This window comes from Neptunomonas qingdaonensis, assembly GCF_900113275.1.
GTDB lineage: Bacteria > Pseudomonadota > Gammaproteobacteria > Pseudomonadales > Balneatricaceae > Neptunomonas > Neptunomonas qingdaonensis.
In genome coordinates this window covers 275,986-295,707 of sequence record NZ_FOOU01000002.1, presented here as the reverse complement: position 1 = coordinate 295,707, position 19,722 = coordinate 275,986, and the positions used below count along the sequence as shown (strand labels likewise).

The following is a 19,722-nucleotide window of genomic DNA, read 5'->3' as shown; positions in this document are numbered from 1 at the left end:
TGCCGCTACTGGCAGGTCAGGTGAGGTGATTGCTATCAATGGACTGCTGCAGACACTTATAGAAAATAGTACTGATAGTCTCGTTACTGTTTTTTTTGCGTCTGATCGCTGTAAAGGTGTTTGTGTAGGCATAAGTGTCAGTAAGCAGTGGTCGCATCTGATCTGTTAGCCCCCAATTACTGACTAAATGACGGGGCAGGATGCCCAGATAGTTGCCGCTGAGGATTAAGGTCGCTCTGGCTTCCTGGTGGTGGGCTTTGGCCTGTTTGTTCCAGAGCTTCATGTCTGGGTGGATCTCTCTGCCTGGCATTAGCCTGGGTGATTCAACAAATTTATATTGTTGTAGTTCTTCTGGAGAGATGTCGGCACATTCTCTTGTATAGAGAGGGTGTCTTTTTGCGCAATACAGCAGCATCTCTTCGTCGAACAGCGTCAGAGTATCCAGTTCGAGGTAATTCTGTGGCAAAACAGTAATGCCGATGTCGACTTGCTTGCCCAGTACGGCCGTTGTGACCTCATCCGACCCCATTGTGCTTATTTGTAGACGCACATCGGGGGCTTGTTCGGCAAAGCTGCGCATAGCGTCGACAATGCATGAGTTGTGAACGCCTAGCATGTGTTCTGCAAAACCAAGGTGAAGATGTCCGAAGATGCGATTGTGCGAATGGTTAACGCGCTGGCCAAATTGCTCGATAGCATCGAGTAGATCCAGCGTAGCATCATAAACAACCTGTCCATGATCGGTCAGGCTGAAGCCGCCGCGACCACGATCACAGAGGCGCATATCCAAACGGGTCTCCAAATCCGAAATGTAGTTTGAGATGGTGGAGTTGGCAAGATTCAAACGAATCTCCGCTGCGGTAAACCCCCCGGCATCAACGACTGCTTGGAATACCCTGAGTAAGCGCAAGTCGATATCAGCGAGTTGCCTGGAAAGCGCTACTTTTTTACGACCCATTTTTACGATCCATATTTAGTATTTATTTCGTTAAAACCCATTGTTACGATCAATTTCATGAGGAGTGACAACCTCAGGCAGAGTAATCGAGGGTGTTTACATTTGCATATTCAAATGTAAACGTATGGAAATGATTATATAACCCAAAGATAAACTGATCTATAACTACTCAACATAAATAGATAGCGCGATTTTAAGCTGTTTATAGCCGGAGAGAACTGCATGACAATTCAACTAAATGATTCCACTTTGCTTAAAACACAGGCTTATATTGATGGTCAGTGGGTGGATGGTGATAAAGGCGAAACCTTTGCGGTGACTAACCCTGCAACGGGTGAGCATCTTGCTGATGTGGCCAGTGTAGGCGCCGATGAAACGCGCCGTGCAATTATCGCTGCTGAAAAAGCGATGGTTTCCTGGAAAGCATTACCTGCTAAAACACGTTCAGAATTGCTGGAGCGCTGGTATAGCCTGATTATTGATAATCAAGAAGATCTGGCTGTTTTAATGACCGCTGAGCAGGGTAAGCCATTATTTGAATCGCGGGGTGAAGTGGCTTACGGCGCTTCATTTATCAAGTGGTTTGCTGAAGAAGGTAAGCGTGTTTATGGCGATATCATCCCAAGTACGGCTGATCGCCGCGGTGTTGTGGTTAAGCAGCCTGTTGGTGTTGTCGCCGCCATTACGCCATGGAATTTTCCCAATGCCATGATTGCGCGCAAGGTGGCCCCCGCGCTTGCCGTCGGTTGTGCGATGGTTTTAAAACCTGCCGCTGAAACGCCTTTGTCTGCGTTAGCGCTGGTTGAGTTGGCGAATCGTGCAGGATTGCCTGCGGGGTTGTTTAGTGTGTTGCCGGGTATTAATGCGCAGGCGATTGGTGGTGAGATGACATCAAACACCATCGTTAAAAAAGTGACTTTTACCGGTTCTACGCCTGTTGGTAAATTACTGATGAAGCAGTGTGCTGATACAGTCAAGCGTACCTCTATGGAGTTAGGGGGCAATGCGCCTGTTATCATTTTTGATGATGCTGATCTGGATGCTGCTGTGGCGGGTGTATTGGTGGCTAAATACCGCAATTCAGGCCAAACCTGCATTTGCGCTAACCGTATTCTGGTACAGGAAGGTATTTATGACGCCTTCATTGAGAAGTTTGCGGCGGCAGTAAAAGGCTTTCGGGTGGGTAATGGTATGGACGCGGATTCTACTCATGGCCCGGTTATTACAGAAAAGGCAGCAACTGAAATTCACGCGAAAGTGCAAAGCGCTGTTGCCGAGGGTGCAACGGTTGTAATCGGCGGCCAGGCTGGCTCGCAAGGTGCCTGTTTCTATGAGCCTACTATTCTGACTAACGTGACAGATAAAATGCGCGTTTTCCGTGAAGAGATCTTTGGCCCGGTCGCACCGGTGTTTAAATTCAGTACTGAAGAGCAGGCGATAGCCATGGCCAATGACACTCAATTTGGTTTGGCTGCGTATCTTTATACTGAAAATATGGGGCGTGTATGGCGTGTTTCAGAAGGTATTGATTATGGCATGGTTGGCGTGAATGAAACGGCTATCAGCTCTGAAGTGATCCCTTTTGGCGGTATGAAAGAGTCTGGTCAGGGGCGTGAAGGCTCCAAATATGGCTTGGATGATTATCTGGAAACTAAATATATCTGTATAGGCGGTTTGAACCGCTAAAACTTCATGTAAATGATGACGCGCTTGCCACAAAGTTGTAACAACTTTGCAGCGATATGATCGATATGATGTTTCAAGGAGACATGTGATGAGTCAAATTATTTACCCGACGACTAATTTTAAAGCGACCCAGACTCTGACGATTGAGCGTGGAGAGGGAGCTTATGTATACGACAACAATGGTAAGAAATACCTGGAAGCACTGGCAGGTCTGTGGTGTACATCGTTGGGTTATAACAACCGTGAGTTGATAGAAACGGCCAGTGAACAGATGAGCAAGCTGTCTTTTTCACACATGTTTGGCGGCAAGACGCATCAAGTAGGTATGGACCTTGCTGAAAAGCTTTCTGCGATGGTGCCTGTTGAGAATGCCAAGGTCTTTTTTGGTAACTCGGGAAGTGATGCTAACGATACGCATATCAAAATGCTTCGCTATTATTTTAATGCGATTGGTAAGCCTGAGAAGTTCAAGATTATTGCACGTGAACGCTCGTATCATGGCGTAACAGTGGCGGCTGCTTCCCTGACAGGTTTGCCGCCTAACCATACACATTTTGATCTGCCGTTTGAAGCGCTAGGCGTTTTGCGTACGGATGCCCCTCATTACTATCGCGGTGCTCTTCCTAATGAAACTGAGCAGCAGTTTGTTGATCGTATCACTAACAATCTGGAACAACTGATTTTACAGGAAGGTGCTGACACAATCGCCGCCTTTATCGCTGAGCCGATTACCGGTGCCAGCGGCGTGATCGTGCCGCCAGAGGGCTATTATGAAAAGGTGCAGGCGATACTGAATAAGTACGGTATTCTTTTCTGGGCTGATGAAGTGATCACAGGGTTTGGCCGTACCGGCAATGATTTCGGTTGTACAACCATGGGAATTAAAAAGCCCGCGATGATGACGTTAGCTAAACAGCTTTCATCGGCTTATATGCCTATCAGTGCCTCTGTTATACGCGGAGATATGTATGAGGCGATGATCGAACAAAGTGCGTCGGTCGGTGTTTTTGGTCATGGGTATACTTACTCCGGGCACCCGGTGGCATGTGCAGTTGCGCTGAAAACATTGGAAATCTACGAACGGGATCACATGTTCGCCAGAGCCGCAGTGCTGGGTGAATATATGCAGAAGCGACTTAGAGAATTTTGTGAGCATCCACTGGTAGGTGAAGTGCGTGGTAAAGGCATGATCGCCGCCGTTGAATTGGTTGCTAACAAACAAACCGGTCAGGCGTTTAATGGTGGTGTGGTGGGGGCATTTGCTCAGCAGGCGTGTCAGAACCACGGCATGATTACGCGTGCAGTAGCAGGGTCGTCTATCGCGTTTTGTCCTCCCTTGATTGTGACAGAAGCGCAGATCGACGAAATGGTCGAGATATTTAGTAAAGCGCTGGATGAAACCTATCTGTTTGTTAAGAAAGAAGGACTGCTAGTTAAGCAAGAAGGGCTGCTAGTCAGTTAGTTAGTTTGTTAAGTCTTTGGGTCTGACCTTTACGGTCGTTTTTTTTGGGGGGAGCTTTGCTCCCCTTTTTTTATGTGTGTGATCACATAGTCTGTTTTGTGAACAACTTTCCTGCGTAACTATCTGCCAGGCGTTTGTTAAGCTTTATTTGAGCAAGGGATTGTATCCTTGTCTGTCGCTACGCAATAATAGCATCAGATTTTTACTGATATAAACGCTGTAAAGCCGCAATGATCAGTGAAATACAGGGCTGAAAAATAAGTTAAAAGCAGGTGTACTGAATGTTGGATATCGCGGAGAAAGTAGGCCGGGAGCTGGAGTTGCGTGGTATGAGTATGGCGACAGCGGAGTCTTGTACCGGCGGCTGGATCGCGCAGGAAGTCACTGCTGTAGCCGGGAGTTCGGCGTGGCTTGAGTGTGGATTTGTAACTTATTCGAATAAAGCTAAGCATACCATGTTAGGTGTCGATCCTGCGGTTATTGAAACTTACGGTGCTGTCAGTGAGCAGGTTGTTATACAGATGGCGGAAGGCGCGTTGCAAAAAAGTGAAGCGGATATTGCCGTTGCTGTTAGTGGTGTGGCAGGACCCAGTGGCGGCAGCGCAGAAAAACCAGTGGGTACTGTATGGCTTGCCTGGGCAATGCAGGGAAAGCCCACAGTAACCTTGCTGAACAAATTTGATGGCAATAGGGAGAGCGTCAGGCAGCAGAGTGTACAAAAGGCCCTTGAGGGGGTGCTTGACTGTCTGCATAGCGCTTAACATGACTCTTCATCATAAGCCTTCTTCATAACTGTTATTTACAGCTCTGTTGATAACTCTTTTTCAGAAGTCCCGGAGAAGTGAATAAGATACTTGCAATTCAACAGAGATGTCGTAATATACTGTCCATACATACAGTATTATTGTCAGGCAGTGTAAAGGGTTGAATATGGACGATAACAGAAAAAAAGCGCTTGATGCCGCTTTATCACAAATTGAACGTCAATTCGGTAAAGGCGCTGTTATGCGCATGGGAGATCAGCCACGTGAGGCAATCCCGGCTGTCTCAACTGGCTCATTAGGTCTGGATGTCGCTTTGGGCATCGGTGGCCTTCCTTATGGACGCGTAGTAGAGATCTACGGGCCGGAGTCCTCTGGTAAAACTACCCTTACATTGCAAGTTATTGCTGAAGCACAGAAGCAGGGTAAAACCTGTGCGTTTGTTGATGCTGAACATGCACTGGATCCCAATTATGCTGAAAAACTCGGCGTAAATGTTGATGAGTTGCTGGTATCACAGCCGGATACGGGCGAGCAGGCACTGGAAATTTGTGACATGCTGGTTCGTTCCAATGCCGTTGATGTGATCGTCGTTGACTCGGTTGCTGCGCTCACACCTAAAGCCGAGATTGAAGGTGAGATGGGTGATTCGCACATGGGCTTGCAGGCACGTTTGATGTCGCAGGCGCTGCGTAAAATGACAGGCCATGTGAAAAGCTCAAACTGCATGTTGATTTTCATCAACCAGATTCGTATGAAAATTGGTGTGATGTTTGGTAGTCCGGAAACGACAACCGGTGGGAACGCGCTTAAGTTCTATGCATCCGTACGTTTAGATATTCGCCGCATTGGCGCTGTTAAGCAGGGCGATGAAATTATCGGCAACGAAACGCGTGTGAAGGTTGTTAAAAATAAAGTATCTCCGCCCTTTAAACAGGCTGAATTTCAGATTCTATATGGTCAGGGTATCTACCGTATGGGCGAGATTGTCGACTTAGGTGTGCAAAATGGTTTGGTCGATAAAGCCGGAGCATGGTATGCCTATAACGGCGATAAAATTGGTCAGGGTAAGGCAAATGCTGCTAAATATCTGAGTGAGCATCCTGAAGCAGCAGAAGCGATTGAGCTCGCGCTCCGTGAGAAGCTGCTTAGCGTTCAGGTGGTTGTCCGTGAAGAAAAAAAAGATGCTGAACAGCTAGATCTGTAAAGCCGGATCTGTAAAGTTGAGCTATCTGATAAAAGGCCGTTTATACGGCCTTTTTTTATGGAGGAAAAGATGCAAAGCGAAGCAGAAATCAGATCTGCTGTTATCTCACTGTTAGCACGAAGAGAATATAGCCGGGCAGAAATTGAACACAAGTATCGTGATAAATATGATGCAGTTCAGCTAGCAAGTGTTTTAGATCAATGTCAGGCCAATGGCTACCAAAGTGATCAGCGTTTTGCGGAGATGTTGGTCAGAAGCAAGGCTGGCCAAGGCTATGGGTTGTTAAGGATACTGCAGGATGGTAAGCGTAAAGGGTTAAGCGAAACCTTATTGAAAGACTGTATCCGGGAGCAGGCACTTGATTGGTTTGAACTGGCGGCGAGCTTATGCCAACGGAAATTTAAAGAGGGAGTGGATACCCAGGATAGAAAGCTTTACGAAAAAAGGATGCGCTATTTGTTAAGTCGCGGTTTTAGCTATGAACAGGCTAAATATGCGATTAATTCTGTGAATAGTGATACCGAATAGACTAATTTCTGCTTTATATCTCCTCATCTATTGACAAAAAGATTCGAACAAATTCCGGTCGCGATATATACTTATTCGCCATTTTACGTGTGAATTGCTCAGTAATTGGGCTTTTTTAAGTATGTAACCAGCCAGCGGAACGATTCATCCATATGAAATACATGACAAGTGCCGAGATTCGCCAGGCTTTCCTGGATTATTTCAATAAACAAGGGCATGAAATAGTAGCGACTAGCTCTCTTATTCCTGCGAATGACCCCACTCTGCTGTTTACCAATGCCGGTATGGTGCAGTTCAAAGATGTATTCCTGGGAGATGACAAGCGCTCTTACAGTCGTGCGACTACAGCTCAGCGTTGTGTTCGCGCTGGTGGTAAACATAATGATCTTGAAAATGTAGGTTATACAGCCCGCCATCATACCTTTTTCGAGATGATGGGTAATTTTAGCTTTGGTGATTATTTCAAACCTGAAGCTATTCGTTTTGCCTGGGTGTTTTTAACTGAGGTTATGGGGCTGCCAAAAGAGAAACTCTGGATAACAGTGCATCATTCAGATGATGAAGCAGAACGTATCTGGAAAGAAGAGATTGGGGTAGACCCGGAACGTTTTTCTAAACTTGATGAAGATAATTTCTGGGCAATGGGTGATACCGGTCCATGCGGCCCCTGTACTGAAATATTTTTTGATCATGGTGAAGAAGTATTTGGTGGGCCGCCCGGCAGCCCTGATGAAGATGGCGATCGTTATATTGAAATCTGGAACGTCGTTTTTATGCAATATAACCGCAGTGCCGGTGGAGAGATGGTTGCGTTACCACGCCCGTCTGTTGACACCGGTATGGGGCTTGAGCGTATCGCCGCTGTTATGCAGGGTGTGCACAGTAATTATGAAATCGATTTGTTCCAGAATTTACTGAAAGCAACTGCGGCTGCAGTGAAAACAAATGACCTGGATAATAAATCATTACGGGTTATTGCTGACCATATTCGCTCATGCTCGTTTTTGATTACTGACGGAGTAACGCCTTCGAATGAAGGACGTGGCTATGTATTGCGTCGAATCATTCGTCGCGCTATTCGTCATGGTAATAAGCTCGGCACAAAAGAACCTTTTTTCAACACGCTGGTTGCTGCATTGGTCAAGGAGATGGGCGATGCTTATCCTGAGCTTGGAAAAATGCAGGAGCAGATTGAACGTGTTCTGCTAAAAGAAGAACAGCAGTTTGCTAAGACGCTGGATAATGGTATGCGTCTGCTGACTGAAGAAATTAGCGGTCTTGAAGGAGATGTTATCTCTGGTGAAACTGTTTTTAAATTATATGATACCTATGGCTTCCCAGCCGATTTAACAGCTGATGTTGCCCGTGAGCATGAGCTTACCCTTGATATGGATGGTTTTGAGCTGGCGATGGAACAACAGCGTCAGCGTGCCAGGGCATCAGGCGGCTTTGCGGTTGATTACAACGATAAGCTTGATTTGAATGGCGTGACCGAATTTATCGGTTATGAGCATCTGGAGGGCGGTGCAGAAGTGGTCGCTCTTTTTGTCGAAGGTGAGGCGGTGCATCAGCTCAGCGCCGGTCAGAGTGGTATTGTGGTATTGGATCATACGCCTTTTTACGGCGAATCCGGTGGTCAGGTAGGTGATCGAGGCCATTTAAGCTGGGATCAGGGGCAGTTCTTGGTAAAAGATTGCACCAAAGAAGCGAAAAGTCACTTGCATCATGGTGAGCTTGTTGAGGGTGTTTTATCTGTCGGCGATAAAGTTTTTGCGCAGATAGATGAGCAGGCAAGACGGGCTACGGCCTGCAACCATTCGGCAACGCATCTGTTGCATGCGGCATTGAGATCTGTACTTGGTGAGCACGTTCAGCAAAAGGGCTCTTTAGTAGATCCCGAGCGCCTTCGCTTTGACTTTGCGCACTTTGAAGCCCTGACGGCTGACGAGATAAAGCAGGTGGAGTCGATTGTAAATGCTCAGATATTGGCCAATGCCGAAATTAAAACGGATGTCATGGACATGGAGCAGGCCAAACAGAGTGGTGCGATGGCACTGTTTGGTGAGAAATACGACGATCAGGTACGTGTGCTCTCCATGGCTGATGGCTTCTCTATTGAGCTGTGCGGTGGTACTCATGCGCAGAGAGCCGGTGATATAGGCTTGATGCAGATCGTTTCGGAAGGCGGGATTGCTGCAGGAGTACGTCGTATTGAAGCGGTGACAGGGCAGGGCGCTCTGGCATATGTGGCGGCTAATGAGAGTAGTCTGGCAGAGATCTCTGCGTTGGTTAAAGGTTCACGTGATAGCGTTGTCGATAAAGTGCGCGCTTTATCTGAACGTAATCGCCAGCTCGAAAAAGAGATAGAACGTTTGGCAATGATGCTAACATCGGCAAAAAGTGGTGATCTTGCTGAAAAAGCAATTGAGATTAACGGTATTAAATTACTCGTTGAAAATCTACAAGGCGCCGACCCTAAGGCGTTGCGCGATACCGTAGATCAATTGAAAAATAAGCTGGGGTCGGCCGTTGTTGTGTTGGCCACAGAGAGTGAAGGAAAAATCAGTTTGGCGGCAGGTGTTACCAAGGATCTGACCGGTCAGGTTAAGGCGGGTGACTTGGTGCGTGATCTGACCGCTAAGCTGGGTGGTAAGGGCGGTGGTCGTCCGGATTTTGCGCAGGGTGGTGGTGTGGATTGTGCCGCATTACCTGCTGTGCTTGAAAGCGTTAAAGTGTTGATAGCAAATATATAGGGCTACTAATTATATAGGGCTACTAATTATATAGGGCTACTAAGATAGCTGATGGAGGCTGATAGGCATGGCTCTATTTGTACAGAAATATGGTGGGACTTCGGTTGGTTCGGTTGAACGAATTGAAGCTGTTGCAGACAAAGTGCAACGATTTCGTGAGCAAGGACATGATTTGGTCGTAGCCGTCTCGGCAATGAGCGGTGAGACAAATAGGTTGATTGCTTTGGCAAAAGATATACAGGACGAGCCCAGTCAGCGCGAAATGGATGTCCTCTTGTCAACCGGAGAGCAGGTGACTATTGCGTTACTTTGTATGGCTCTGGAAAAACGAGGCATTGCTGCGCGCTCATATACAGGAAGTCAGGTGCGTATTCTGACCGATAGTGCACATACCAAAGCGCGTATTCAGGACATTGATGTTGAGCGTATACAGGCTGATCTTTCTGCCGGGCGTGTGGTAGTTGTGGCGGGGTTTCAGGGGGCTGATGCTGAGGGTAATATCACAACCTTGGGTCGAGGAGGTTCTGATACGACCGGCGTGGCGCTGGCAGCAGCGTTGAAGGCTGATGAGTGTCAGATCTATACTGATGTAGATGGCGTCTATACAACGGATCCCAGAGTGGTTGAGGGCGCGCAGCGTCTTGAGAAGATCACCTTTGAAGAAATGTTGGAGATGGCGAGTCTGGGATCGAAAATATTACAAATTCGTGCTGTCGAGTTTGCAGGCAAGTACAAGGTGCCTTTGCGTGTGTTATCTAGTTTTGAAGATGGCCCGGGAACACTGATTACGATAGAGGAAGAGAATACAGTGGAAAAACCAATTATTTCGGGAATCGCGTTTAACCGAGACGAAGCCAAACTTACCGTGTTGGGCGTGCCGGATATCCCGGGTGTTGCCTCAAAAATTCTGGGGCCGATTAGCCGTGCGAATATCGAAGTTGATATGATCGTGCAGAACGTTGCCGCGGATCAAACCACAGATTTTACCTTTACAGTGCACCGCAACGACTATGCTCGTGCCGAAGAGATACTGCGCAAGATCGCTGTTGAGCTTGGTGCCAGAGAAGTCGTAGGGAACAATAAGATCGCTAAGGTGTCGATTGTAGGAGTGGGTATGCGTTCGCACGCAGGTGTGGCCAGCAAAATGTTCGACTCATTGGCCAGTGAAAACATTAATATCCAGATGATATCTACGTCAGAAATAAAAGTTTCAGTAGTCATCGCAGAGAAATACCTGGAATTAGCTGTGCGCGGTCTGCATTCGGCGTTTGAATTAGACAAAGCAGATACTGTCAGTGAATGACGACGGTAAATAATTAGTCTATAGTGTGAGTTCACAGAGTCGGCCGGATCTTTGTGATCATCAGGTGGCTTATGCTGCCTGTAATGGCTGGTTGTATCTAAGGGACGATTGGGAGATCCGAACATGTTAATTTTAACTCGCCGCGTTGGTGAAACCTTAATGGTAGGTGATGAAGTCACCGTTACCGTTTTAGGTGTAAAAGGTAATCAAGTACGTATTGGTGTTAATGCACCAAAAGATGTAGCCGTGCATCGTGAAGAGATTTACGATCGTATTCAGCGTGAAAAAGATGGCGAAAAAGACAGCACTGAAACACAAGATTGATTTTTTTAGAATTATTCCTTTTCTTTTTAAAATCAGTCTTGTATAGTACGCGCCGTTGACAAGGTGAGATGGCCGAGTGGCTGAAGGCGCGCCCCTGCTAAGGGCGTATAGGGGAAACTCTATCGAGGGTTCGAATCCCTCTCTCACCGCCATTTGCGCCCGTAGCTCAGCTGGATAGAGTACTTGGCTACGAACCAGGCGGTCGCACGTTCGAATCGTGCCGGGCGCACCAGTCAACGATGTGAATCGATTTAAAGATCAGTAGACTTTTAAATCGATGTTGTAAAAGCTGTAAAGATTTACTGTTTTAGTGTTAGCGCGCCCGTAGCTCAGCTGGATAGAGTACTTGGCTACGAACCAGGCGGTCGCACGTTCGAATCGTGCCGGGCGCACCACTAAAGATATAGTGAATTGTCAGGTTGTACCATAAAGTGTAAGCGCGCCCGTAGCTCAGCTGGATAGAGTACTTGGCTACGAACCAGGCGGTCGCACGTTCGAATCGTGCCGGGCGCACCACTTTCCCTTCAGTAGTATTACTAAGTACAGATCCTCAATTAGGCAGCTGAATCAAGTTGCTCAATTAAATTCCTCAATTAAAAAAGTTCTTTGCTATGAAATTCATTGTCAAACTGTTTCCGGAAATTACCATCAAGAGTCGTCCGGTGCGGCGTCGTTTTATTCAAAGATTGCAAAACAACTTACAGATACAACTGAAGCGTATTTCAGACAATATCACCGTGAGTGGTTTCTGGGATAAGATCGAAGTCGTATTGCCGCAAGAGTCTTTGGCATCATATGAAGCAGTTTGTAGTGCTATGCAGCAAACGCCTGGTGTGGCGTTTTTTATTCAGGTAGCTGAGTATCCGCTGGGTGATTTTCAGGACGTTTTTGAAAAAACATTGCCTCTCTATGTTGATCGTATCAAGGGTAAGACTTTCAAGGTGCGGGTAAAGCGCCATGGCAAGCATGACTTTACCTCTGTCGATTTGGAAAGATATGTGGGCGGCGGTTTGTTGCAGCACTCTGAATCAGCCGGTGTCAATGTTCATACGCCAGATGTCTATGTTGATATGGAGATTCGTGAATCTAACCTCTACGTTGTTGAGAAGCAGCTTCAAGGGCTGGGCGGTTATCCGCTGGGATCTCAAGAGGCGGTGTTGTCTCTGATTTCGGGTGGGTTTGACTCTGTGGTTGCTTCATACATGACCATGAGGCGCGGTTCAAAAACGCATTTTTTGTTTTTTAATCTTGGCGGAAAAGCGCATGAAATAGGTGTTAAGCAGGTTGCTTTACACCTTTGGCAGCAATATGGATCATCAGCCAGAGTACGATTTATTTCCGTACCTTTTGATGAAGTGGTGGGTGATATATTACAAAATGTTCATCATTCACATATGGGCGTTGTGCTGAAAAGGCAAATGATGCGTGCCGCAGAGCAGGTGGCGGATTTCATGAAGATTGACGCTATTGTTACCGGTGAAAGTATTGCGCAGGTGTCCAGTCAAACGATTCCCAATCTGACCGTGATAGATCAGGCAACAAAAAAACTAATCATTCGCCCGCTGATTACCATGGATAAACAAGAGATTGTTGATAAAACAAAAATGCTGGGTTGTTTTGATATTGTTAAAATGATTCCGGAGTATTGCGGTGTTATTTCTGACAGACCAACAACGCAGGCAAAACTCAACAAAGTCCTTGAAGAAGAAGCGTGCCTGAATATGGATATTCTTAATCAGGCGGTTTTGAATTCACAAAAAATGCAGATAGATGAAATTATTGAAAATCTGGATATTCAGGACGATATTGAAGCGCTGAGTAAAGTCTCTGAGAATCAAGTGATTGTTGATGTGCGCGCACCCAATGAGCAAGAGCGGAAGCCGTTAAACATGCCTGGGTGTGAAATTATCCTTGTTCCTTTTTATGAACTTGAGGCAGCGGCTGTCACGTGGGCAGAAGATAAAGAGTATCTGTTGTATTGTGACAAAGGAGTGATGAGTCGCTTGCATGCACAAAATTTGCAGGAAAAAGGCTTTGATCACGTAAAAATATTTCGTCCGTTGGTCTAATCGACACGCTCGTTTTCTCTCTACATTTTATTATCTTATTGATTCTATTGGCTAATAATATTGTCGACAATCTAAGGATGTATCGACGAAAGTTAATCTAAAACATTGAGGTAAAGTTGCTACAGCTTGCCTTTTAAGGTTTAATTGCCTCTGTTATAAATTTTTTTTATATCGTCGTTTACTCCATTTTAAGAAGAGACTCGTCGGTATTAGGGGTTTATACATACTTTTCATTACTCAATATTAGGAGCAGCCACAGATGGATAATCTGTTATCAGAAGGCCTTACACTGATGGTCTTTGGTATGGGCTTTGTGTTTACGTTCCTGACGTTGTTGGTTGTTGTAACAACTTACATGTCAAAGCTGGTTGTGAAATATGAGCCGGCAGCGCAGCCAAAAGCCACCTCTTCTAGACCAACTCCCACTGTTGCTGTGCAGCAAGGAAGTGATGAACTAGTTGCAGTAATTTCGGCTGCTGTACATAAATATCGTTCATAAGAAGCGATACACAACTATAAAATTCGTGCACATTTATCGACAGAAGGCCTTTTACCCATGTCCGATGCTAAGAAACCGCTAGGTATTACTGACGTAGTTCTACGTGATGCTCATCAGTCGCTCTTCGCTACGCGTATGCGTATCGACGATATGTTACCCATTGCAGAGAAACTAGACAAAATTGGATACTGGTCCCTGGAAAGCTGGGGCGGTGCAACTTTTGACTCTTGTATTCGTTTTATCGGAGAAGATCCATGGGATCGTATTCGTGAACTAAAAGCGGCTATGCCAAATACCCGCCAACAGATGCTGTTACGTGGTCAAAACCTGCTGGGTTATCGCCATTATGCAGATGACGTTGTAAATAAGTTTGTAGAGCGCGCTGCTATTAATGGTGTGGATGTTTTCCGTATCTTTGATGCAATGAATGATCCTCGCAATCTTGAAACTGCGATTAAAGCAGTGAAAGCAACAGGCAAGCATGCCCAGGGAACCATCTCATTTACTACCAGCCCGGTACACACCACAGATATGTGGGTTGAGTATGCTAAAACCTTAGAAGATATGGGTGCGGATTCAATCGCTATCAAGGATATGTCGGGAATTCTGACGCCTTATGCGGCGTTTGATCTGGTATCCCGTCTTAAAGCGCAGACACATCTTGAAGTTCAGCTTCATGCGCATGCAACATCGGGTCTGTCTGATATGACGATCCTCAAAGCAGTAGAAGCGGGTATCGACCGTGTTGATACGGCTATCTCTTCAATGTCGATGACATACGGACATAGTGCTACCGAATCTGTCGTGGCTGCATTGGCAGGTACGGATCGCGATACAGGGCTTAATCTTGAAGCGCTTGAAGACATTGCTGCATACTTTCGTGAAGTGCGTAAGAAATATGCTAAATTCGAAGGCTCTCTGCGTGGAACAGACTCACGCATCCTGATTGCTCAGGTTCCGGGCGGTATGTTGACTAATATGGAAGGCCAGCTTAAAGAGCAAGGTGCTTCAGACAAGTTTGACGAAGTGCTGGCTGAAATTCCTCGTATTCGTAAAGACCTGGGTTATATCCCACTGGTAACTCCTACGTCCCAGATCGTTGGTACGCAAGCGGTTATTAATGTCCTGATGGGCGAACGTTATAAAAGCATTTCAAAAGAAGTTCAAGGCATTCTCAAAGGAGAATATGGCGCTGCTCCGGCTCCTTACGACGCAGAACTGCAAGCACGCGTATTGGATGGTGCAGAACCACTGACATGTCGTCCTGCGGATATGCTTGAATCTGAAGTTGAAAAATTGACATCGGAACTTCGTGCACTAGCTTCAGAAAAAGGTTTAACCCTGGCTAAAGCAGAAAATGAAATTGATGATGTATTAACGTACGCGTTATTCCCTCAGATTGGTTTGAAATTTTTGGAAAATCGCGGCAACCCTGACGCGTTTGAACCTGCCCCTACATTAGAGGATGCTAAAGCTATGGCTGCGCCTAAAAATACTGGACCTCAAGTTTATACAATTACTGTGAATGGCCAGAACTACGTTGTTCAGGTTGCTGAAGGTGGAGATGTTTCCTCTATCACTCCGGCGTCTGCTCCAACTGCCGCTCCTGCTGCTGCCGTTGCTACGCCTACTTCTGGTGAAGAAGTACCTGCACCATTGGCAGGTAACATCTGGAAAGTTCAGGTGTCTCCAGGCCAGGCTCTGCAGGAAGGTGATGTGATTGTGATTCTCGAAGCCATGAAAATGGAAACAGAGGTTCGCGCAGCGAGAGCAGGTACTGTTGTTTCTGTTGACGTGAAAGACGGCGATGCAGTCCAGGTCGGTGATACGCTGATTACTCTGGCGTAAGGGGTCTACCGAAATGGATAAGCTTCTCGACCTATGGCTCGCTTCAGGAATATATAATATTTCTGTTGGGCAGCTAGTCATGATTTTGGTTGGTCTGGGACTATTGTACCTGGCGATCCGTAAAAACTTCGAACCGCTATTGCTTGTACCAATAGGCTTTGGTGGTATTCTGGCGAACATTCCTGAAGCAGGGCTGGCGTTTTCTGCTGTTGAGAACGCTGTGCATTTTGCGAGTCCGGAATTATTAGCGAATATAGCGTCTGTACTCGGCATTTCTGGTATCGATCCGCATGATATTTTGCATGCTTACCATACCTCTAATACAAGTACTCATGCTGCTGCAACCTTGCTGGCAAATGATAACAACTTCAGTAATGGCATGCTGTATAACTTTTATACAGTTGCGATAGCGTCAGGTGCTGCGCCTTTGATTATCTTCATGGGTGTCGGGGCAATGACTGACTTTGGTCCATTACTGGCTAACCCTAAAACATTGTTTTTAGGTGCGGCAGCTCAGTTTGGTATCTTTGCTACTGTTTTGGGTGCGGTTGCTTTGACAAGCCTGGGGCTTATGGATTTCAGTATCCAGGATGCTGCTGCTATCGGCATCATCGGTGGTGCTGATGGCCCAACGGCTATTTATGTAGCGAGCTTGTTGGCTCCACAATTATTGGGTGCTATAGCGGTTGCTGCATACTCTTACATGGCGTTGGTCCCATTGATTCAGCCGCCTATTATGCGCGCCTTAACGACTGAAGCTGAGCGTAAAATTAAGATGGTGCAACTGCGCCATATCTCTAAGCTAGAGAAAATTTTATTCCCATTGTCGTTGCTCATACTGGTCGCTATGTTGTTGCCGGATGCTGCGCCTTTGTTAGGTATGTTCTGTTTCGGTAACCTGATGCGTGAGTGTGGCGTAGTTGATCGTCTGAGTGATACTGCTCAGAACGCATTGATCAATATCGTTACTATATTCCTTGGGCTTTCTGTGGGTTCTAAACTATCAGCAGATAAGTTCCTTGATATACAGACATTAGGTATTCTGGTACTGGGTATTATTGCCTTTGGTATTGGTACCGCAATGGGTGTATTGATGGCTAAGTTTATGAATAAACTGGCGGGGGGTAACTCAATCAATCCATTAATCGGATCAGCGGGTGTATCGGCAGTGCCTATGGCTGCTCGTGTATCGAATAAACTGGGTCTTGAGGCGAACTCTCAAAACTTTTTGTTGATGCATGCCATGGGGCCAAACGTTGCGGGTGTTATCGGCTCTGCCGTTGCTGCCGGTGTGATGATCAAGTTTGTTGGCTGATTTAGCTCAACCAGAGCTTAAGTAAATAAAAAGGCTGCTCATTGAGCAGCCTTTTTTATGTCTGTCTGGATGTTATTGCGAACTAGTAACCTGCAAGTGTTTCCACATGTGCTTCCACACTGAAAGCGAGCGCTACAGGGTTATAGCCTCCCTCTAGTACAGATACCAGGCGGCCTTGTGAGTAGACTCGGGCCACATCCATTAGCAGCTTGGTAACCCAGCGGTAATCATCCTCGTTAAGGTTAATATCAGCCATAGGATCTTCGTGATGCGCATCAAAGCCCGCTGAAATAAAAATCATATCAGGTTTATGATTTTGTAATGCCGGCAGCCATTTTTTCTCCACTATGTTTCTGAAGAAGGCGCTATCACTGTGCGCAGGCATTGGACAATTTACGATATTGGGCCGTTTAATATCACAATATCTTTCCGGGTAATAAGGGTGCTGGAAGGTAGAGCAGACTAATACTTCAGGTTTGTCCTTAAAAATATCAACGGTTCCGTTACAGTGATGTACATCAAAATCTACTACAGCAACGCGGTTTACCTGTGGGTGCTGTAAGGCCTGCATTGCGCCGATAGCAACGTTGTTAAAGAAACAAAAACCCATCGGCGTGTTGTGTTCCGCATGATGCCCGGGAGGTCTTACCGCACAAAACGCATTGTCGGTTTTTCCCGCCAGTACCCGATTAGTCGCGAGGATAGTGGAACCTGCAGCCAGGCTGGCGGCATGCAGTGAATGAGGACATAAAGCTGTATCTTCATCCGCGTAAACAATGCCTTCATCCGGGAGCTTCATTTCCAGGCGCTTCTGATGTAACGCGGCATGCGCCAGCGCCACTTGCTCAGGGGTCACATGGATAGACTGCATAGTCTCTAATTGCTGAATTAATCCCGTTCTTTCAAGCACTTTACGAATAGCGAGCAGTCTGATTGGGCTTTCCGGATGTTCCGGACCCATATTATGCAGAGCACAATCTTCATGGGTAATAAAAGTAGTCGTCATATTCCTTTCAACTCTGATTCTTTTTCTACCAGTGTACTGGAAAATGCAAGTGTGGGCTGCTTATCCGAAAGTCTACAAATACTAAAAGCGTCATTTTTTTTGATTTAAATCATGTGTGCCCGGTGTATCTGCAGATAAGATGTTAACCACAGCATAGAACTGTATTAAGCACCGCGTGTTCACCCTCGTTGGTGTTTTTTTTTGTCTGTTAGCGTGTCTTCTTCCCCCAGCCGTCATTGGCTTTTATACTAGTGTGAATATAATCGTTGTTGTTGCAAAAGGATCACCGGTTTCGTGCACCTGCCGAAAATAGATTACTCCACTAAGCGTGTCCTGTTGATTGAAAGCAGCGGTAACATGCGCTCGACTATTGTTTATATGTTGAGGCAGCTTGGTATATCTAATATTCAGGCCATCACCATTAATAGCCAGGTGTTAGAACTTATCAAGGAAGGTTCTTTCGATATCATTTTGCTTGGACATAACAGTAGTGACCACCTCACCGGAATGCAGTTGCTGGAGGAGTCGCGTTATTTGGGTTATATCAAACCCGGTGCGTGCTGGATATTCATGACCAGCGATGCTTCTCAGGAAGTGATTTTACATGCCATTGATAGCCAGCCTGATGCTTTATTGACTAAGCCGTTTACAATGGAGGAGCTCAAGTATCGGCTGGATTTTTTGATGTTCCGTAAAGACGCGTTACGCGATGTTGATGCGGCCGTATCACGTGGGCAGCTTGACCTGGCGGTTAAACTATGTGATCAGGTGGAGTTGTCCGGCAGTGACTATGATTATGTACAGCTTGTTAAAGGCCGGCTATTACTTCAAATGAACCGCTTTAAAGAAGCGGAACAATTCTTCAGGCAACATTTAAACCAACAAAATGAAAAAGAAAGTGGCTTGTGTCTGGCTGAGGCTTATGTAGGCCAGAACAGATACACAGATGCAAAAGCACTGCTGATAAAACTTAAAAAAAAATTCCCGTTATATTTACCGATATATGATTTGTTAGCCAAAGTTTTGGAATATGAAGGTGATCTTTTGCCTGTACAGGATACCTTAAGCAGCGCTACCCAAAAATCACCCCTGAGTTTGTTGAGGCAGATGGAGTTGGGGCGAGTGGCCGTCTATACAAAAACACTTCAGCTGGCGGAAACAGCCTATCGTAAATCAATTTCGTTAGGGCGTAATAGTTGCCATCGATCCCCGGAGCCTTTTCTTCGTTTGGCTAATATTAAGCGTCTGGAAATGGCTGAGCTTCCTGAGCGTGAGCAGATAGGGCTGCGTAATCAATTTGATGAGTTGCTCAATACGGCGAGCTATCAATACCCTAAGGATCGATCGCTGAAGGTAAAATCGGCTTTGTTGAGAAGTCAGATGAGTCAAGACCTCGGTGATCTGGATGACGCCAACCGTCATATGGGGGAGGCCACCAAGTTTGCTGAGCAGTTGCCTCATCCTCTTGATATTAAGCGAGAGCTTCTGGACATTACAGGTGACCGTTTGCCTATTTTGGATAAACAGGCCGAACCGCTGCCTGAAAAATCTAAGGCGAATGCTCACGATCCGGAAATGAGTAACAGAGTGAATCGACTTGGCGTTAAACATTATCTGGCGGATAAAATTCCGCAGGCCATTCGTTATTTTGGTTTAGCGATTGAGAACGATCCGAAGAACTCACGCGCTTTATTAAATCTTGCGCAGCTGTTCTTAGAGTCGGCAAAGCAAGAGACCTTGCGACGTGAAGAACGTTTAAAAATGGTGAGCCGATATTTGCGTTTGGCCGAGCGGATGAAATTAACTTCTGAAGAAATGCAGAAGCTGGCTATATTGAAAGAGTGCAGTAGCACCTCGCTGGATAACCTACCGGATGGAAGTTTAGGCGCATTGCTGAAATAGGCAATGGAGCAATTCAACCGTGATGTAAGTCCTAGCGACAAAAAAAAAGCTGCTCAATGATTGTCTGTTGGGAGTGTTGGAGGAATGGGAAGTGGTGTCCA

At 46.2% G+C, this 19,722-nt stretch carries 15 protein-coding genes and 4 tRNA genes; 17 read left to right on the top strand and 2 right to left on the bottom strand.

Going from position 1 to position 19,722, the window contains the following annotated elements; all coding sequences use genetic code 11:
- Nucleotides 1-16 precede the first annotated feature (16 nt).
- A complete protein-coding gene (locus BM099_RS04295) occupies nucleotides 17-958 on the bottom strand; it encodes a LysR family transcriptional regulator (RefSeq protein WP_090724896.1) in 942 nt (313 codons plus the stop codon).
- Nucleotides 959-1,180: 222 nt separating this feature from the next.
- On the opposite strand from BM099_RS04295, the gene BM099_RS04290 reads away from it, so the two are divergent.
- The 16 genes from BM099_RS04290 (at nucleotide 1,181) to BM099_RS04215 (ending at nucleotide 16,713) form a co-directional block, all read left to right on the top strand.
- Complete coding sequence (locus tag BM099_RS04290; RefSeq protein WP_090724894.1) at nucleotides 1,181-2,644, top strand: NAD-dependent succinate-semialdehyde dehydrogenase; 1,464 nt, start codon at nucleotides 1,181-1,183, stop codon at nucleotides 2,642-2,644.
- 88 nt (nucleotides 2,645-2,732) lie between these two features.
- The gene (locus BM099_RS04285) at nucleotides 2,733-4,106 is read left to right on the top strand and encodes an aminotransferase (protein WP_090724891.1); all 1,374 of its coding nucleotides are present in this window, start codon (nucleotides 2,733-2,735) and stop codon (nucleotides 4,104-4,106) included.
- 281 nt (nucleotides 4,107-4,387) lie between these two features.
- Complete coding sequence (locus BM099_RS04280; RefSeq protein ID WP_090724889.1) at nucleotides 4,388-4,867, top strand: CinA family protein; 480 nt, start codon at nucleotides 4,388-4,390, stop codon at nucleotides 4,865-4,867.
- A gap of 169 nt (nucleotides 4,868-5,036) precedes the next feature.
- Nucleotides 5,037-6,074, top strand: coding sequence for a recombinase RecA (gene recA, locus BM099_RS04275; protein WP_090724886.1), 1,038 nt, complete (start codon nucleotides 5,037-5,039; stop codon nucleotides 6,072-6,074).
- Between the two features lie 69 nt (nucleotides 6,075-6,143).
- Entirely contained in the window at nucleotides 6,144-6,602 is a 459-nt protein-coding gene (locus tag BM099_RS04270; RefSeq protein ID WP_090724883.1) for a regulatory protein RecX, read from the top strand.
- A gap of 161 nt (nucleotides 6,603-6,763) precedes the next feature.
- A complete protein-coding gene (gene alaS, locus BM099_RS04265; protein WP_090724881.1) occupies nucleotides 6,764-9,355 on the top strand; it encodes an alanine--tRNA ligase in 2,592 nt (863 codons plus the stop codon).
- 67 nt (nucleotides 9,356-9,422) lie between these two features.
- Nucleotides 9,423-10,658 (top strand): aspartate kinase, encoded by a 1,236-nt coding sequence (locus BM099_RS04260; protein ID WP_090724878.1) that lies wholly within the window; start codon nucleotides 9,423-9,425, stop codon nucleotides 10,656-10,658.
- A 123-nt stretch (nucleotides 10,659-10,781) separates the two neighbouring features.
- Nucleotides 10,782-10,982 (top strand): carbon storage regulator CsrA, encoded by a 201-nt coding sequence (gene csrA, locus BM099_RS04255; protein WP_090724876.1) that lies wholly within the window; start codon nucleotides 10,782-10,784, stop codon nucleotides 10,980-10,982.
- Between the two features lie 62 nt (nucleotides 10,983-11,044).
- Nucleotides 11,045-11,134, top strand: a tRNA-Ser gene (locus tag BM099_RS04250).
- 3 nt (nucleotides 11,135-11,137) lie between these two features.
- Nucleotides 11,138-11,214, top strand: a tRNA-Arg gene (locus BM099_RS04245).
- 86 nt (nucleotides 11,215-11,300) lie between these two features.
- Nucleotides 11,301-11,377 (top strand) — tRNA-Arg (locus BM099_RS04240).
- Nucleotides 11,378-11,421: 44 nt separating this feature from the next.
- Nucleotides 11,422-11,498 (top strand) — tRNA-Arg (locus BM099_RS04235).
- 95 nt (nucleotides 11,499-11,593) lie between these two features.
- Nucleotides 11,594-13,051, top strand: a complete 1,458-nt coding sequence (thiI, locus tag BM099_RS04230) for a tRNA uracil 4-sulfurtransferase ThiI (protein ID WP_090724875.1) — start codon at nucleotides 11,594-11,596, stop codon at nucleotides 13,049-13,051.
- 259 nt (nucleotides 13,052-13,310) lie between these two features.
- Complete coding sequence (locus BM099_RS04225) at nucleotides 13,311-13,550, top strand: OadG family protein (protein WP_090724874.1); 240 nt, start codon at nucleotides 13,311-13,313, stop codon at nucleotides 13,548-13,550.
- A gap of 57 nt (nucleotides 13,551-13,607) precedes the next feature.
- Nucleotides 13,608-15,398 (top strand): sodium-extruding oxaloacetate decarboxylase subunit alpha, encoded by a 1,791-nt coding sequence (gene oadA / locus BM099_RS04220; RefSeq protein WP_090724871.1) that lies wholly within the window; start codon nucleotides 13,608-13,610, stop codon nucleotides 15,396-15,398.
- A gap of 13 nt (nucleotides 15,399-15,411) precedes the next feature.
- Nucleotides 15,412-16,713: a sodium ion-translocating decarboxylase subunit beta gene (locus BM099_RS04215; RefSeq protein WP_090724869.1), complete on the top strand. Its 1,302-nt coding sequence runs from the start codon at nucleotides 15,412-15,414 to the stop codon at nucleotides 16,711-16,713.
- A gap of 82 nt (nucleotides 16,714-16,795) precedes the next feature.
- On the opposite strand, the gene BM099_RS04210 is transcribed toward BM099_RS04215, so the two are convergent.
- Complete coding sequence (locus BM099_RS04210; RefSeq protein ID WP_090724866.1) at nucleotides 16,796-17,719, bottom strand: histone deacetylase family protein; 924 nt, start codon at nucleotides 17,717-17,719, stop codon at nucleotides 16,796-16,798.
- A 294-nt stretch (nucleotides 17,720-18,013) separates the two neighbouring features.
- On the opposite strand from BM099_RS04210, the gene BM099_RS04205 reads away from it, so the two are divergent.
- Entirely contained in the window at nucleotides 18,014-19,621 is a 1,608-nt protein-coding gene (locus BM099_RS04205; RefSeq protein ID WP_090724861.1) for a response regulator, read from the top strand.
- The last annotated feature ends 101 nt before the right edge of the window (nucleotides 19,622-19,722 follow it).

Bases quoted from the DNA above. Each gene is read 5' to 3' on its own strand.
- BM099_RS04295 (WP_090724896.1), bottom strand. From the start codon at position 958: ATGGGTCGTAAAAAAGTAGCGCTTTCCAGGCAACTCGCTGATATCGAC.
- BM099_RS04290 (WP_090724894.1), top strand. From the start codon at position 1,181: ATGACAATTCAACTAAATGATTCCACTTTGCTTAAAACACAGGCTTAT.
- BM099_RS04285 (WP_090724891.1), top strand. From the start codon at position 2,733: ATGAGTCAAATTATTTACCCGACGACTAATTTTAAAGCGACCCAGACT.
- BM099_RS04280 (WP_090724889.1), top strand. From the start codon at position 4,388: ATGTTGGATATCGCGGAGAAAGTAGGCCGGGAGCTGGAGTTGCGTGGT.
- recA (WP_090724886.1), top strand. From the start codon at position 5,037: ATGGACGATAACAGAAAAAAAGCGCTTGATGCCGCTTTATCACAAATT.
- BM099_RS04270 (WP_090724883.1), top strand. From the start codon at position 6,144: ATGCAAAGCGAAGCAGAAATCAGATCTGCTGTTATCTCACTGTTAGCA.
- alaS (WP_090724881.1), top strand. From the start codon at position 6,764: ATGACAAGTGCCGAGATTCGCCAGGCTTTCCTGGATTATTTCAATAAA.
- BM099_RS04260 (WP_090724878.1), top strand. From the start codon at position 9,423: ATGGCTCTATTTGTACAGAAATATGGTGGGACTTCGGTTGGTTCGGTT.
- csrA (WP_090724876.1), top strand. From the start codon at position 10,782: ATGTTAATTTTAACTCGCCGCGTTGGTGAAACCTTAATGGTAGGTGAT.
- thiI (WP_090724875.1), top strand. From the start codon at position 11,594: ATGAAATTCATTGTCAAACTGTTTCCGGAAATTACCATCAAGAGTCGT.
- BM099_RS04225 (WP_090724874.1), top strand. From the start codon at position 13,311: ATGGATAATCTGTTATCAGAAGGCCTTACACTGATGGTCTTTGGTATG.
- oadA (WP_090724871.1), top strand. From the start codon at position 13,608: ATGTCCGATGCTAAGAAACCGCTAGGTATTACTGACGTAGTTCTACGT.
- BM099_RS04215 (WP_090724869.1), top strand. From the start codon at position 15,412: ATGGATAAGCTTCTCGACCTATGGCTCGCTTCAGGAATATATAATATT.
- BM099_RS04210 (WP_090724866.1), bottom strand. From the start codon at position 17,719: ATGACGACTACTTTTATTACCCATGAAGATTGTGCTCTGCATAATATG.